Annotated in this window: 13 protein-coding genes; 7 read left to right on the forward strand and 6 right to left on the reverse strand. The window is 58.8% G+C overall.

The features are described from left to right. Positions 1 to 9 precede the first annotated feature (9 nt). The 7 genes from ACQY8Q_RS22685 to ACQY8Q_RS22715 all read left to right on the forward strand — a co-directional run bounded on the left by ACQY8Q_RS22685 (position 10) and on the right by ACQY8Q_RS22715 (position 8,176). Positions 10 to 1,080: a BMP family ABC transporter substrate-binding protein gene (locus ACQY8Q_RS22685; RefSeq protein ID WP_428428673.1), complete on the forward strand. Its 1,071-nt coding sequence runs from the start codon at positions 10 to 12 to the stop codon at positions 1,078 to 1,080. A 164-nt stretch (positions 1,081 to 1,244) separates the two neighbouring features. Next, on the forward strand, positions 1,245 to 2,207 hold the full coding sequence (gene ytfQ / locus ACQY8Q_RS22690) for a galactofuranose ABC transporter, galactofuranose-binding protein YtfQ (RefSeq protein WP_428428674.1): 963 nt from the start codon (positions 1,245 to 1,247) through the stop codon (positions 2,205 to 2,207). A 207-nt stretch (positions 2,208 to 2,414) separates the two neighbouring features. After that, on the forward strand, positions 2,415 to 3,938 hold the full coding sequence (ytfR, locus tag ACQY8Q_RS22695) for a galactofuranose ABC transporter, ATP-binding protein YtfR (protein ID WP_428428675.1): 1,524 nt from the start codon (positions 2,415 to 2,417) through the stop codon (positions 3,936 to 3,938). Then, positions 3,935 to 4,960 (forward strand): ABC transporter permease, encoded by a 1,026-nt coding sequence (locus ACQY8Q_RS22700; protein WP_428428676.1) that lies wholly within the window; start codon positions 3,935 to 3,937, stop codon positions 4,958 to 4,960. The genes ytfR and ACQY8Q_RS22700 overlap by 4 nt, the downstream gene beginning before the upstream one ends. Further along, positions 4,957 to 5,925, forward strand: coding sequence for a galactofuranose ABC transporter, permease protein YjfF (gene yjfF / locus ACQY8Q_RS22705; protein WP_428428677.1), 969 nt, complete (start codon positions 4,957 to 4,959; stop codon positions 5,923 to 5,925). Before ACQY8Q_RS22700 ends, yjfF begins: the two co-directional genes overlap by 4 nt. Positions 5,926 to 5,937: 12 nt before the next feature. Next, on the forward strand, positions 5,938 to 6,702 hold the full coding sequence (locus ACQY8Q_RS22710; RefSeq protein WP_428428679.1) for a FadR/GntR family transcriptional regulator: 765 nt from the start codon (positions 5,938 to 5,940) through the stop codon (positions 6,700 to 6,702). A gap of 196 nt (positions 6,703 to 6,898) precedes the next feature. Beyond that, positions 6,899 to 8,176 (forward strand): hemolysin family protein, encoded by a 1,278-nt coding sequence (locus ACQY8Q_RS22715; RefSeq protein WP_428428680.1) that lies wholly within the window; start codon positions 6,899 to 6,901, stop codon positions 8,174 to 8,176. A gap of 176 nt (positions 8,177 to 8,352) precedes the next feature. Here ACQY8Q_RS22715 and ACQY8Q_RS22720 read toward each other — a convergent pair whose 3' ends face one another. The 6 genes from ACQY8Q_RS22720 to ACQY8Q_RS22745 form a co-directional block, all read right to left on the reverse strand. Then, complete coding sequence (locus tag ACQY8Q_RS22720) at positions 8,353 to 8,505, reverse strand: hypothetical protein (RefSeq protein ID WP_156393874.1); 153 nt, start codon at positions 8,503 to 8,505, stop codon at positions 8,353 to 8,355. A gap of 88 nt (positions 8,506 to 8,593) precedes the next feature. Next, the gene (locus ACQY8Q_RS22725) at positions 8,594 to 9,805 is read right to left on the reverse strand and encodes a molybdopterin molybdotransferase MoeA (protein WP_428428681.1); all 1,212 of its coding nucleotides are present in this window, start codon (positions 9,803 to 9,805) and stop codon (positions 8,594 to 8,596) included. Beyond that, positions 9,805 to 10,299 (reverse strand): cyclic pyranopterin monophosphate synthase MoaC, encoded by a 495-nt coding sequence (gene moaC, locus ACQY8Q_RS22730; RefSeq protein WP_428428682.1) that lies wholly within the window; start codon positions 10,297 to 10,299, stop codon positions 9,805 to 9,807. The genes ACQY8Q_RS22725 and moaC overlap by 1 nt, the downstream gene beginning before the upstream one ends. Next, the gene (trpC, locus tag ACQY8Q_RS22735; protein WP_428428683.1) at positions 10,299 to 11,114 is read right to left on the reverse strand and encodes an indole-3-glycerol phosphate synthase TrpC; all 816 of its coding nucleotides are present in this window, start codon (positions 11,112 to 11,114) and stop codon (positions 10,299 to 10,301) included. Before trpC ends, moaC begins: the two co-directional genes overlap by 1 nt. An 11-nt stretch (positions 11,115 to 11,125) precedes the next feature. After that, positions 11,126 to 12,139 carry an anthranilate phosphoribosyltransferase gene (gene trpD / locus ACQY8Q_RS22740; RefSeq protein ID WP_428428685.1) on the reverse strand — a complete coding sequence of 338 codons (1,014 nt, stop codon included), beginning with the start codon at positions 12,137 to 12,139 and terminating at the stop codon, positions 11,126 to 11,128. A 17-nt stretch (positions 12,140 to 12,156) separates the two neighbouring features. Next, on the reverse strand, positions 12,157 to 14,052 hold the full coding sequence (locus tag ACQY8Q_RS22745; protein WP_428428686.1) for a SurA N-terminal domain-containing protein: 1,896 nt from the start codon (positions 14,050 to 14,052) through the stop codon (positions 12,157 to 12,159). Positions 14,053 to 14,125: the final 73 nt, after the last annotated feature.

Consider the following 14,125-nt stretch of genomic DNA (forward strand, 5'->3'; position numbering starts at 1 on the left):
GGGGTCAAAATGAAAAAATTACTTTTCGCACTTGCCACGACCGCAGCGGTCATCGGCTTTTCCGCCGGCGCCTACGCCGCCGATAAGGCAAAGGTCTGCTTCGTCTATGTCGGCTCGAAGACCGACGGTGGCTGGACGCAGGCACACGACATAGGCCGTTTGGAGCTTGAAAAGGCACTGGGCGACAAGATCGAAACCCAGTTCCTCGAAAGCGTTCCGGAAGGTCCGGATGCCGAGCGCGCCATCGAGCGCCTGGCCCGTTCAGGCTGCGGCCTGATCTACACAACATCGTTTGGCTTCATGGACGCGACCGTCAAGGTTGCCGCAAAGTTCCCGGACGTGAAGTTCGAGCACGCGACCGGTTACAAGACGGCCCCGAACTTGGCGACCTATAACAGCCGCTTCTACGAAGGCCGCTATATCCAGGGGCAGATCGCCGCAAAAATTTCGCAGAAGGGTGTTGCCGGTTACATCGCATCCTTCCCGATCCCGGAAGTGGTGATGGGCATCAACGCCTTCGTCACCGGCGCGCGTTCGATCAACCCTGACTTCAAGATCAAGGTTGTATGGGCAAACACCTGGTTCGACCCAGGCAAGGAAGCCGATGCCGCCAAGGCGCTGATCGACCAGGGCGTTGATGTATTGACGCAGCACACCGACACGACAGCACCGATGCAGGTTGCTGCAGAGCGCGGCATCAAGGCTTTTGGCCAGGCATCCGACATGATCAAGGCCGGCCCGGAAACGCAGCTGACCGCGATCGTCGATACCTGGGGCGCCTATTACATCAAGCGCACCCAGCTGTTCCTGGATGGCAAGTGGGAGACATCGTCGAGCTGGGACGGCCTGAAAGACGGCATCCTGACCATGGCGCCCTACACCAACATGCCGGATGACGTGAAGGCTCTGGCGGAAGCGACCCAGAAGAAGATCGAATCGGGTGAGCTGAAGCCTTTCACTGGCCCGCTGAAGAGGCAGGACGGCTCCGAATGGTTGGCTGCCGGTGCATCCTCGGATGACGGCACGCTGCTCGGCATGAACTTCTACGTCGAAGGCGTTGACGACAAGTTGCCAAAATAAGTTCGGCATTTAATTGCTGCAATCAGGAAGGGTGGCCGCAAGGCCGCCCTTTTCGATTCTGAGCTATGTGAATTTATTGAAAGACGCGCAAAAGCTGTTTACATAAATCATATAGTATGATTTTTTGATCGGGCTGCTGAGGAGCAGCTTTTTGGGAGGAAATCATGAAAATCAAGACTGCACTTAGCTGTGCCACGGTTCTGGCTGCCTGCATGTTCGGCTCGGCCTCTGCTGCCGATCTGACGATCGGTTTTTCGCAGATCGGCTCTGAATCCGGCTGGCGCGCGGCTGAAACCACATTGACCAAGCAACAGGCGGAAAAGCGCGGCATCAACCTGAAATTCGCCGATGCGCAGCAGAAACAGGAAAACCAGATCAAGGCGCTGCGGTCGTTCATCGCCCAGGGCGTCGATGCGATTCTAATCGCACCGGTTGTCGCAACCGGCTGGGATGAGGTTCTGACGGAAGCCAAGGATGCCGAAATTCCGGTCATTCTTCTCGACCGCTCGGTTGATTCGTCCAAGGATCTCTACCTGACAGCTGTCACGTCCGACCTGGTTCACGAAGGCAATGTCGCCGGCAAGTTCCTGGTCGACAAGGTCGGCGGTAAGGCCTGCAACGTCGTCGAGCTGCAGGGCACCACAGGCTCTTCGCCGGCTATCGACCGCAAGAAGGGTTTTGAGGAGGCATTGAAGGGCCACGACAACCTGAAGATCATCCGCAGCCAGACCGGCGACTTTACCCGCACCAAGGGCAAGGAAGTCATGGAAAGCTTCCTGAAGGCGGAAGACGGCGGCAAGAATATCTGCGCGCTCTACGCCCACAACGACGACATGGCTGTCGGCGCCATCCAGGCGATCAAGGAAGCCGGCCTCAAGCCAGGCACGGATATTCTCGTTGTCTCGATCGATGCCGTTCCGGATATCTTCCAGGCAATGGCGGCTGGCGAAGCAAACGCCACTGTCGAACTGACACCGAACATGGCGGGTCCTGCATTGGACGCACTTGATGCGTTCCTGAAGGACGGCACCAAGCCTGCCAAATGGATCCAGACGGAATCGAAGCTTTATACTCAGGCTGACGATCCGCAGAAGGTCTACGAAGAAAAGAAGGGCCTCGGCTACTGATCGATTGCCGGCATCGCACGAAGGTCGCACCGGTGGTCTTTAGACCGCAAGAGTTGACCGGAAGGCGATGCCGGCACATCGTCTTTTCATTCGGATAACTTCCAGCAGCAATACCTACTGAGACCATCGCGTCTTGATGCGGGCGCAGGTATGGCTGGCAAATCCGTAAGCCACGGCTGACCTCGTTTCATTGAAGAATCCGGTTTCATGCAGAACAGTTCAAACGATATTCTTGTCGCTACCGGGATCATGAAGATCTTTCCGGGCGCCATCGCCCTTAACAAGGTCAATTTCTCGTTGCGGCGCGGCGAGGTGCATGCGCTCTTGGGTGAAAACGGCGCCGGAAAATCGACGCTGATCAAATGCATGACGGGCGCCTATCGGCGCGACGCCGGTTCGTTGACGCTGGATGGCGCAGAGATCGATCCGCGCGACACGCTCGATGCGCAGAAACTCGGGATCGGCACCGTTTACCAGGAGGTCAATCTACTCGGAAATCTGAGCGTTGCGGAAAACCTCTTTCTCGGGCGCCAGCCTCGTCGCTTCGGTCTCATCCAGAACAGGGAGATGAAACGGCGGGCCAACGCACTGCTGGCGCAATACGGCATCGACATCAACGTTTCCGCAGCACTCGAAAGCTACTCCGTCGCCATCCAGCAGGTGGTGGCGATTGCCCGGGCCGTCGATCTTTCCGGCAAGGTGCTGATCCTCGATGAACCGACCGCCAGTCTCGACGCGCAGGAGGTGGAGATGCTGTTTCGCATCGTCCGCGACCTGAAGGCGAGGGGATTGGGTATCGTCTTCATCACCCATTTTCTGGAGCAGGTTTATGATCTTTCCGACCGCATCACCGTGCTGCGCAACGGGCAGCTGGTCGGCACCCGCGACACAGCATCCCTGCCGCGCCGCGAACTGGTGACGATGATGCTCGGCCACGAACTCCAGTCCGTCGAAAAAGCGGCAGGCGGGGCGGAAGCCGCGAGCGGCCCCGTTCATTTCCGGTTTTCCAAATATGGCAAGGCAGGAACGATCAAACCGTTCGATTTGGATGTCCGTAAGGGCGAGGTCGTCGGCATTGCCGGTCTTCTCGGCTCCGGCCGCACCGAAACTGCAGAGCTGATGTTCGGCGTGCACAAGGCCGATAGCGGCAGTGCTGATATCGGCGGCAAGGCCGCCAACTTGTCATCGCCGCGCGCCGCCATTGCCGAAGGGTTCGGGTTCTGTCCCGAAGATCGCAAGCTGGACGGCATCATCGGCGAATTGTCTGTGCGCGAAAACATTGCTCTCGCCTTGCAGGCGCGGCGTGGCTGGGCAAGGCCGCTGTCGGCATCCGAACAGAACGCGCTCGCCGACCGCTACATCAAGGCACTGGACATCCGCACCAGCGACCGCGAAAAGCCGATCCGGCTGCTCTCCGGTGGCAATCAGCAGAAAGCCATTCTGGCGCGCTGGCTGGCGACCAATCCGCAATTTCTTATTCTCGACGAACCGACACGCGGCATTGACGTCGGCGCCCACGCGGAAATCATCCGGCTGATCGGTGAGCTCTGCGCGCAGGGCATGTCGCTGATCGTCATTTCGTCCGAGCTTGAGGAACTTGTGGCTTACAGTTCGCGGATCATCGTCCTGCGGGATCGCGCCCATGTGGCGGAGCTGACCGGCAGCGAGATTACTACTGAACATATTGTCAACGCCATTGCTGCGGCAACGGTTGTAGGAGGCGCCCAATGATCGATAACGCAAAGCGCCTTGGCTGGCGCCTGCTGCCGCAATTTGTGGCGCTGGCACTGATTCTGGTGCTGATCCGGCTGGTTTTTCCGGACTTTTTTTCGATAGAGATCCAGAACGGGCGGCTTTATGGCAGCCTGATCGACATCCTCAATCGCGGTGCCCCGGTCGCGCTTTTGGCTGTCGGTATGACCGTGGTGATCGCCACCAAGGGCATCGATCTCTCGGTCGGTGCGGTCATGGCCATCTGCGGCGCCGTTGCCGCCGCATCCAGCGTACGCGGCGATCCGCTGCTTGTCACCCTGCTGCTGGCGGTCGGAACCGGCCTGATCTGCGGCGTCTGGAACGGGTTTCTCGTGTCCGTCCTCAATATCCAGCCGATCATCGCCACGCTTGTACTGATGGTCGCGGGGCGCGGCATTGCGCAACTGGTGACCGAAGGTGCGATCCTGACCTTCAATGATCCCGGGCTGATTTTCATCGGCAGCGGTTCTTTTCTTGGCCTGCCGATGCCGGTGATCATCTGGCTGTTGTTCGGCATCGCAGTCGCACTGCTCGTGCGGCGCACAGCGCTCGGCATGCTGATCGAAGCCGTCGGGATCAATCGCCGTGCCAGCACGCTATCCGGTATCCAGACGCCGTTGCTGTTGATGGCGGCTTACATGCTGTCGGGGCTGTGCGCTGCCGTCGCCGGATTGATCGTCACGGCCGATATAAGGGGCGCCGATGCCAACAATGCCGGTCTCTGGCTCGAGCTCGACGCTATTCTCGCCGTTGTCGTCGGTGGCACGTCGTTGCTCGGTGGACGGTTCAGCATCGTCGCCTCGCTGATCGGCGCGATGATCATTCAGGCGGTCAATACTGGCATCCTGTCGTCGGGCTTTCCGCCGGAATTCAATCTGATCATCAAGGCGGCGATCATCGTCATCATCCTCGTCATCCAGTCGCCGCGCGTGCAGGCCGGGTTAACGTTCCTTGGCCGGAAATCCGTCCGCAGAGAGACCGCAGAGCAGTACGTCCAATGAACCAGAAATATCTCCCGCTGATAGCCACCATCGTCATCTTCGTGGTTTCCTATGCGGCGTGTGCCGCGCAGTATCCGAACATCCTGTCGACCCTCGTGATTGGCAACCTGTTGACGGATAACGCCTTTCTCGGCATCGCCGCAGTCGGCATGACCTTCGTGATCCTGTCGGGCGGTATCGACCTGTCGATCGGTTCGGTCATCGCCTTCACCGGTATCTTTCTGGCTGTTCTGCTGCAGAATACCGGCATCCATCCGCTCGCAGCCTTCGCGCTTGTCCTTCTGATCACCACGCTGTTCGGCGCGATCATGGGGGCGATCATCCACTATCTCGAAATGCCCGCCTTCATCGTGACGCTGGCCGGCATGTTCCTCGCCCGCGGCATGGCCTTTGTTCTGTCGGTCGATTCCATCCCGATCAAACATCCGTTCTACGCGACGATGAAGACGTTTTACTACAAGTTGCCTGGCGGTGGCCGCATCACGCTGATCGGCGGACTGATGCTTCTGGTCTTTGCAGCCGGCATCCTCATTGCCCAGCGTACACGCTTCGGCACCAATGTCTATGCGCTTGGCGGTGGTGGGCAAACGGCCGCCCTGATGGGCGTTCCCGTCGGGCGTACAACAATGATGATCTACGGCCTTTCCGGCTTTCTCGCCGGGCTTTCCGGAATCGTTTATTCCCTATACACATCAGCCGGTTATTCGCTCGCAACAGTCGGTGTCGAGCTGGATGCGATTGCCGCAGTGGTGATCGGAGGAACGCTTCTGACTGGAGGCGCCGGGTTTGTTGGAGGAACACTCGTCGGCGTTTTGATTCAAGGACTGATCCAGACCTACATAACCTTCGACGGTTCACTGTCGAGTTGGTGGACGAAAATTCTGATCGGTGCTTTGTTATTTGCCTTCATATTACTGCAAAAGGCTATTCTGTTTTTATCGCGTCAAAATAAAAAATATTCCTGAGGGGGGATTTGCTTGCGTAAAGGTCTGCTCGAAACCGTCTTGACCGGTGCGCGAACACGTACAAGCCACGCGCAGGTTGTCGATGAACTGGGCAAGGCCATTGTGTCGGGCGAGTTTCCCGTTGGCTCGATTTTGCCCGGCGATCCGGACCTGGCAATGCGTTTCAAGGTATCCCGCACGGTGTTGCGCGAGGCAATGAAGACGCTGGCAGCCAAGGGGTTGATCGTACCACGCGCCCGCATCGGTACCCGCGTGACGGCCAAAAACCAATGGAACCTGTTCGATAGCGATGTCCTGACCTGGCATTTCCATCGCGGTGTCGATGAGGAGTTCCTCTATCATCTCAGCGAGATACGCTTGGCCTTCGAGCCCCATGCCGCAGCACTTGCCGCCGTCAACGCGACGGAGGCCGAGATCAGCGGGATGATGCGGCTTGCCGTTGCGATGGGTGATCCCGAACACACTGCCGAAACACTGGCGATGGCCGATCTGCGGTTTCATCTTGCCGTCGTTGAAGCCTCGGGAAACCCGTTCATGCGCACCGTCGGCAGCCTGATCGAGGCGGCCCTTGTCGGTATCTTCAAGTTAAGCTCGCCCGCATCCGGCCGCGAAGGTATTGACGAGGTGTCGCGTTCGCATATCAAGATCGTCGAGCAGATCAGCCGGCGCGACGAGGCGGGGGCAAGGGCAGCGATGGAAAACGTCATCCGCGTCGGCCGCGAGCGTGTTCGGGCAGCGCTCAAGGAGCTCGACGACGTGAAGGCCACGACCCGCTAATTTCCACCGCATGTTTGGTAGCGGACCGAAATTGCAGGTGCATTTGGTCTTCTATAAAGCGGGACCACAGCCAAAAGAACCGTAATTCTGCAGTTGCCGCCTTGCTGCAACTGCGTCTTCCGCCTATTTGATAGGGCTGCAACTGACGTGTGTCGCTTCCGATGCACGTATCTCCCATCAACGGTGTCCGAGGGTTATGTCCGAACTGATTGTTATTTTCGTTCTTCTTTTGATCAATGCGTTTTTCGCACTTTCGGAAATGGCAATTGTGTCGGCAAGCCGGCCACTGCTGCGGCAGATGGCAAAACAAGGCAACAGCCGCGCCGAAATGGCGCTACGGCTGGCCGAAGATCCCGGCAAGTTCCTGTCCACCGTTCAGGTCGGTATCACCCTCGTCGGAACGCTTGCCGGTGCCTATGGCGGCGCCACCATCGCTGACAAGCTGGCCCCGACGCTTGATGAGATCAGCTGGATCAATCCCTATGGCAGCACGGTTGCCGTTGCGTTGGTCGTGACGCTCATCACCTATCTGTCTGTCGTAATCGGCGAGCTTATTCCGAAGCAACTAGCACTGAAGAATTCCGAAGGCGTGGCGATGTTCGTCGCCGGACCGATGTCGTTTCTGTCTCGCTTGTCGGCTCCTGTCGTCTATTTGTTCGAGATGTCCGCATCGCTGTTCATGCGGATTTTCGGCGTCTCCAGCGATAGCGACCACGTGACGGAAGAAGAAGTCCAGGCGATCATGGCCGAGGGTGTCGAAAGCGGGGCCATCGAAAAATCGGAGCACGAGATGCTGCGCCGAATCATCCGGCTGGGTGACCGCAACGTCAAATCGATCATGACGCACCGTACCGAAGTCAGCTTCATTGACGTCAACGATACGCTGGAAACCATCCGCGCCAAGGTCGAACAGTCCGCCCACTCCCGTTATCCGGTCATGGATGCGACGGGCGAGGTGCTGGGCGCCGTGCAGGTCAAGGAAATCTTGAATGCGCCGGCCAAATCGGGCTTCCAGATCCGCAACTTCGTCAAGGACATCCATACCTTGCCGGAAACGGCGTCTTGTCTGAAGGCGCTGGAGGCGTTCAAGGCATCGCATATCAATATGGCAATGATTGTCGACGAGTACGGCAGCATCGAAGGCATCATCACCGTCGCTGACATTCTGGAAGCGATCGTCGGTGTGCTGCCGTCGAATTATGACGATATCGAACATGCTTTGATTCGCCAGCGTGACGACGGATCCTATCTGGTCGACGGCCGTACCCCGATCGACGAAATCCATCTGACGATCGGTATCGATGAAATCGATTCCGATGGCAGTTACGAAACCATCTCCGGCTTCCTGGTGCAGCAACTGCGCAAGAACCCGGAGGAGGGTGACGTAACGGAAGCCTATGGCTATCGTTTCGAAGTCGTCGATATGGATGGCCGCCGTATCGACAAGATCCTTGTCTCACGCGCCGCGCACTAAAACTTGCCGATAGTTTGAAAAACAAAAAGGCCGGGAATGCCCGACCTTTTGTCACTTCGTTTTGTGTTTGGCCTGCTAGTACATCCGTAGTCAGGTCAACTGCATGTATTATTCAGCTGCTTCGGTTAATAAAAGGTTAACGTTGTGGGCGCAGCGTGAATGCGGCCGCCTTCAACTCAATTTTCTTCAATCGAAATGCCGCCTTCGCCGATTTTGACTTCCACGCCGTCAGGCTTGGATTCCTTGTCGTAGATATAGATGCCCAATCCCACGACCAGCACGACGAGACCTCCGATAAGCATATAGAGCGCATTGCGATTCAACTTCATTTCCTTCCACTAAGGGCTGTCTTTTCCCGCAGTGAAATAGGACTGCATCGGATTTTGGGAAGGGGAAAATGATCAATCGGACGGCCGATTAGCGCAGAATCATCACATCGCAGACAGCACCGGCTTCGACCGCAGGCGCATGCGGCGACCGGACGATCAGGCAATCGGACTGGGCAAAGACCTGCATCATCGAGGAGTCCTGACGCGGGAATGTTTCTGCCCGCAGAACGTCATCGGCGCCTCGTGTCAACCGTGCCCGAACATAGTCCTGACGCTTGTCGTTGGCGGGAAGCGCGGTCACGGTTTTTGCCCGACCGCTGCGATCACGCGGTTGCAGGGAGCCAAGATGACGCAGCAGCGGTTCCAGAAACAGCAGCGAGCAGACGAGACTGGAGACCGGGTTTCCGGGCAGGCCGATCACGGTCATGCCATCGAGGGTGCCAACCATCAGCGGTTTTCCGGGGCGCATGGCAATCTGCCAGAAATCCAGCACCATGCCGCTTTCGACCAGTGTCGACTGGACAAGGTCATGATCGCCGACGGAGGCACCGCCCAGTGTCACCAGCACATCCGCACCAGTTGCTTTCGCTTGGTCGACTGCCGCAGCAATGGCGGCCTTGTTGTCACGCACAATCCCGAGATCGATGACTTCGGCCCCATTGTCGCGTGCGATCGCGGCAACACCATAGGTGTTCGAGGCAATGATCTGGTCGGGACCCGGCATACTGCCGGGCGGTAGCAATTCATCGCCGGTGGCAAGGATGGCCACTCTCGGGCGCATGAAAACCGGCAATTGTGGATGGTTCATCGCCGCCGCGACCGTCAATCGGCCAGCATCAAGCGTGTCGCCAACCTGCAACACCACATCGCCCGCGGCAAAATCCTGCCCCTTTGGACGGATATGGCGCCCTTGTGCCGGGGCAAAGGTGGTGCGGATACGGCCGTCCGGTAGTTTGTCGGCGTCTTCCTGGATCAGAACAGTATCGGCGCCGGCTGGAAGCGGAGCACCGGTAAAGATGCGCACCACCTGGCCGGGGCCGACATGGCCGGAAAAACCACGCCCAGCCGCCGATTCGCCGATGACGACAAGTTCAGTGCCAATGTCGGCAAAATCCTCATGGCGTCCGGCATAGCCGTCCATCGCCGAATTGTCGAAGGCGGGATGGGTGACAAGAGCGGTGACATCGTTCGCTAGAACACGCCCCATCGCATTGTGCAGGCCAACCATTTCGGAGCGGGTTACCGGTGCAGAGATTTTCAACAGCCTGTCGAGCGCGTCTGAAACCGGAAGCAATGCCATCAGCTCTGACTTTCCTTGCGGGCATAGTCGCCGGAGCGTCCGCCCGATTTCTGGACGAGCCGGATGCCACCGATTTCCATCTCCCGGTCGGCGGCCTTGGCCATGTCGTAGATCGTCAGGCAGGCAACGCTGGCAGCAGTCAGTGCTTCCATTTCGACACCTGTGCGGCCGGTGAGCTTTGCCATCGCCTCGACCCTCAAGCCGGGCAATGTCTCATCGGCGGTAATCTCAACAGAAACCTTCGACAGCATCAGCGGATGGCAGAGCGGTATCAGATTGGCCGTCTGCTTTGCTGCCATGATGCCGGCGAGGCGCGCCGTGGCGAGCACGTCACCCTTCTTGGCATTGCCGCTGAGGATAAGTTCGAGCGTCTCCGGCCGCATCCGTACAAAACCTTCGGCAACGGCAATACGCACGGTCTCTGCCTTGTCTCCGACATCGACCATGTTGGCCTGGCCATCGGCGCCGACGTGGGTGAGGGACGGTGCAGCCATTATTCTGCGGCCAGGGTAGTGGCGGAACCGGTCAAAAGGGCGCGGGTCGCAGCCGTCACGTCGTCCTTGCGCATCAGGCTTTCGCCGACGAGGAACGTCGAAATACCGCTCTTGGCCAGCCGCACGCAATCGTCGTGGCTGAAAATGCCGCTTTCGCCGACGAGGAACCGGTCAGCCGGAACCAGCGGTGCCAACTTTTCCGAAAGCGCGATATCGACCTCAAAAGTCTTCAGGTTGCGATTGTTGATACCAAGCAGCGGCGAGCTCAGTTTCAGTGCTCGTTCCAGCTCTTCCTCGTCATGCACTTCGACCAGAACATCCATGCCGAGCGAAAACGCCTCATCCTCGAGCCTCTGTGCATCGCCGTCATTCAGCGACGCCATGATCAGGAGGATGCAATCGGCACCCCAGGCACGGGCTTCATGGACCTGATAGGTTTCGAACATGAAATCCTTGCGCAGGGCCGGGAGCGAACAGGCATTGCGTGCCGCCGTCAGGAATTCCGGAGCGCCCTGGAAACTCGGGCCGTCGGTCAGGACGGACAAACAGGCCGCGCCGCCGGTCTCATAAGCTTTTGCCAGAAGTGGTGGATTGAAATCCGGGCGGATCAATCCCTTTGACGGGCTGGCCTTCTTGATTTCGGCAATCAGGCCGAAACGGCCTTCCGCCTGCTTGGCCTTCAGGGTGTTCAGAAACCCACGCGGCGCTTCCTGCCCGGCGGCCATCGCCTTCAGGTCCGCAAGGCTGACGCGCGATTTTGCAGCGGCGATTTCCTCGCGCTTGTAGATTTCGATCTTCTGCAGAATATCGGCCATCGGTGGTCTCCTTAAACCGCGTTCGAAACGCGGATGAGCCGCTCAAGCGTCGCATCGGCAGCGCCGCTTGTCAGCGACTGACGGGCAAGTTCCATGCCCTCGCGAAGATTACCGGCGCGTCCCGCGATCACCAGCGAAGCGGCGGCATTGGCCAGCGAAATATCGCGATAGGGCGTCGCGTCGCCCTGAAGGACGCCCTTGAGCGCCACGGCATTGTGCGCACCGTCGCCGCCCTTGAGGTCGGCAAGCAGAACGGTTTCCAAGCCGAAATCGGACGGCGTCAGTTCGAATGTGCGGATAGCGCCGTTTTCGAGCGCCGCCACCTGGGTGACGCCGGTCGTGGTGATCTCGTCCAGTCCCTCGCCATGCACGACCCAGACGCTTTTCGAGCCGAGGTCACGCAACACTTCGGCGGCAGGCACCACCCAATGTGGCGAATAGACGCCAACAAGCTGTTGGGTCACACCGGCAGGGTTCGACAGGGGCCCAAGCAGATTGAAGATCGTCCGTGTGCCAAGCTCGACGCGGGTCGGGCCGACATGGCGCATCGCCGAATGGTGCTGCTGGGCGAACATGAAGCCGAGACCCGCTTCTGAAATGCAGCGCGCAATGGTATCCGGCCCGATATCAAGTTTGACACCGAGGCAGGAAAGCGCATCGGCTGTTCCTGATTTGGAACTGAGCGCCCGGTTGCCATGCTTGGCGACAGGGACACCGGCACCGGCGACAATCAGCGCTGCCAATGTCGAGATATTGTAGGTTCCGGCACCGTCACCGCCCGTTCCGACGATGTCGATAGCGTCGGCCGGGGCCTCGACCGTCAGCATTCGTGCCCGCATGGCGCCGACCGCACCGACAATTTCGTCGACAGTCTCACCGCGCACGCGCAGCGCCATCAGGAAACCGCCGATCTGCGAAGGGGTCGCTTCGCCGGACATGATGATTTCGAATGCGGCGCGGGCATCGTCGCGATTAAGCGCTTCACCCGCTGCGGCCTTGGCGACGAAAGGTTTCAAGTCCGGCATGCTGATCCCTTTATGCGTTACCGCTGCTGCGACAGAGCGAGTTCGGCGAGCTGCTGGTTGATGGAAACACCGTAACCCTTCTGCAACTCGCTGACCATCTGATCGAGAATGTCATCGCCGCTGGCCTGGGCAATAGCATTGATCTGCCGGTCGTCATTATCGAGCGCATCACCCGGATTGTCGTCATCGACTTCGGTGACCTTCAGGAGGATCTGGCCTTCGCCACCAATACCGCTGGCATTGGCGACCAGACCATTGGCGCCGCCAAAGGCAGCGGTCACAGCCGCAGGGCTGAGTGCTGCATCTTCCGCAGACCGGCGCAGTCCCGATTTGGTTTCGACAGCAATACCGAGTTCTGTGGCAATGGCTGCAAGCGTTTCGCCCTTTTCGACACGGCCCTTCAACTCGACGGCTTTTGCCGCCAGTTCCTTGCGCTGCTGTTCGGCTGTCCAGTCTGCCACAACCTTTTCGCGGGCCTCGTCCAGCGTGCGGTCACGCGCAGGCGTTACTTCATCGACATCGAACCAGACGTAACCGTCGCGGCCGAGGTTGACCGGCAGGGTTTCTTCGCCAACTTCCGCCTTGAAGGCTTCCTCAAGCAGGGTCTTTGCCTCGGGGATACCGGCAATTTCATCGCCATTCGCATCGTTGCCACGCGCATCGACCGCATTCAGGACAACAACTTTGAGGTTGGTCTGTTCGGCGGCTTCCTTCATCGGCGCCCCGGAAATACGGGCATCCTCGAATTTGTCATGGATGCCCATGATTTCGCTGGAGGCATTGCTCAGGGCCAGTTCCTTGCGCAGTTCGTCCTTGACGTCGTCGTAGGCGCGAATGGTTTGCTGCTTGATATTGCTGACACGCAGGATAACGGCGCCGAAGGCGCCGTCGATGACTGGCGTCGTCTGACCATCGGCCACAAGCGCAAAAGCGGCGTCGCCCAACTTGGCATCAGGCATGCTGTCGCGGGTGAAATCACCGAGCAGCACATCGCTTGCCGTCTTGCCGGATTCGGTGACAAGAGCGTCGAAGGTCGTGCCGGTAGACAGTTTCACTGCTGCGGCATCAGCTTCCGCACGGGAAGGGAAGGAAAGCTGTTCCACGGTGCGCGTTGCCGGCGTGCTGAAGCTGTTCTTGCGCTTCTCGTAGTCGGCTCGCACTTCCTCTTCCGTCACGGAAGCAGCGTCGGCGATATCGGTTGGTTCCAGCTTCACATAGCTGATCTTGCGGAATTCCGGCGCACGATAGGCGGCCTTGTTCGTTTCAAACCAAGGCTTCAGCACCTCATCCGACGGCGCTTTGACCGGATCGACATTGGCATTCGACAGGAGCAGGTATTCGACCGTACGCGTCTGATTGCGGTAGAGGCGCAGAGCATCACCCAGCACCTTCGGCGGCGTATAACCGTCCGACAGCGCTTCGACAATCTGCGAACGCACGGCAACCTGGCTGCGGTTGTTAATGTAATCCTGTTCGCGCAAGCCCGCATTGCGAAGCACGCTCGAGAAGGTCCCCCGGTCAAACTGGCCGTTGACACCCTTGAATGCCGGATCTTCGCTGATCAGCGAGGCGAGGCGGTCCTGCGACAGGCCGAGGTTCATGTTTTCCGACAGCTGATCAAGCGTCGCACCGGCAACGAGCTGCGAGTAGACCTGCGCTTCGACACCGAAGGCCTTGGCCTGTTCGCGGCTCAGCCGCGTACCGAACTGCCGGGAAAGCTGGGCGAGCTGGCGTTCATAGGCAAGGCGGAAATCGCTCGGAGAAACTTTTACATCGCCGACCGTCACAACAGCGTCGGCTGCACCTGGTACAAGCGACGTGGACACACCCCAGACACCGAAGGAAAGAACAAGAAGGACCAGTAGTCCTTTGACGACCCAAGTCTGGGCGCCTCTTCTCAGGAATTCAAGCATGGGACTGCATACCTCGTCGCAATTTCGGGGCCGCCGGATGGCAGCCGGTGTCGTTCCTTAGAGCAATCCGCTG

The organism is Pararhizobium sp. (assembly GCF_965279435.1).
GTDB lineage: Bacteria > Pseudomonadota > Alphaproteobacteria > Rhizobiales > Rhizobiaceae > Pararhizobium.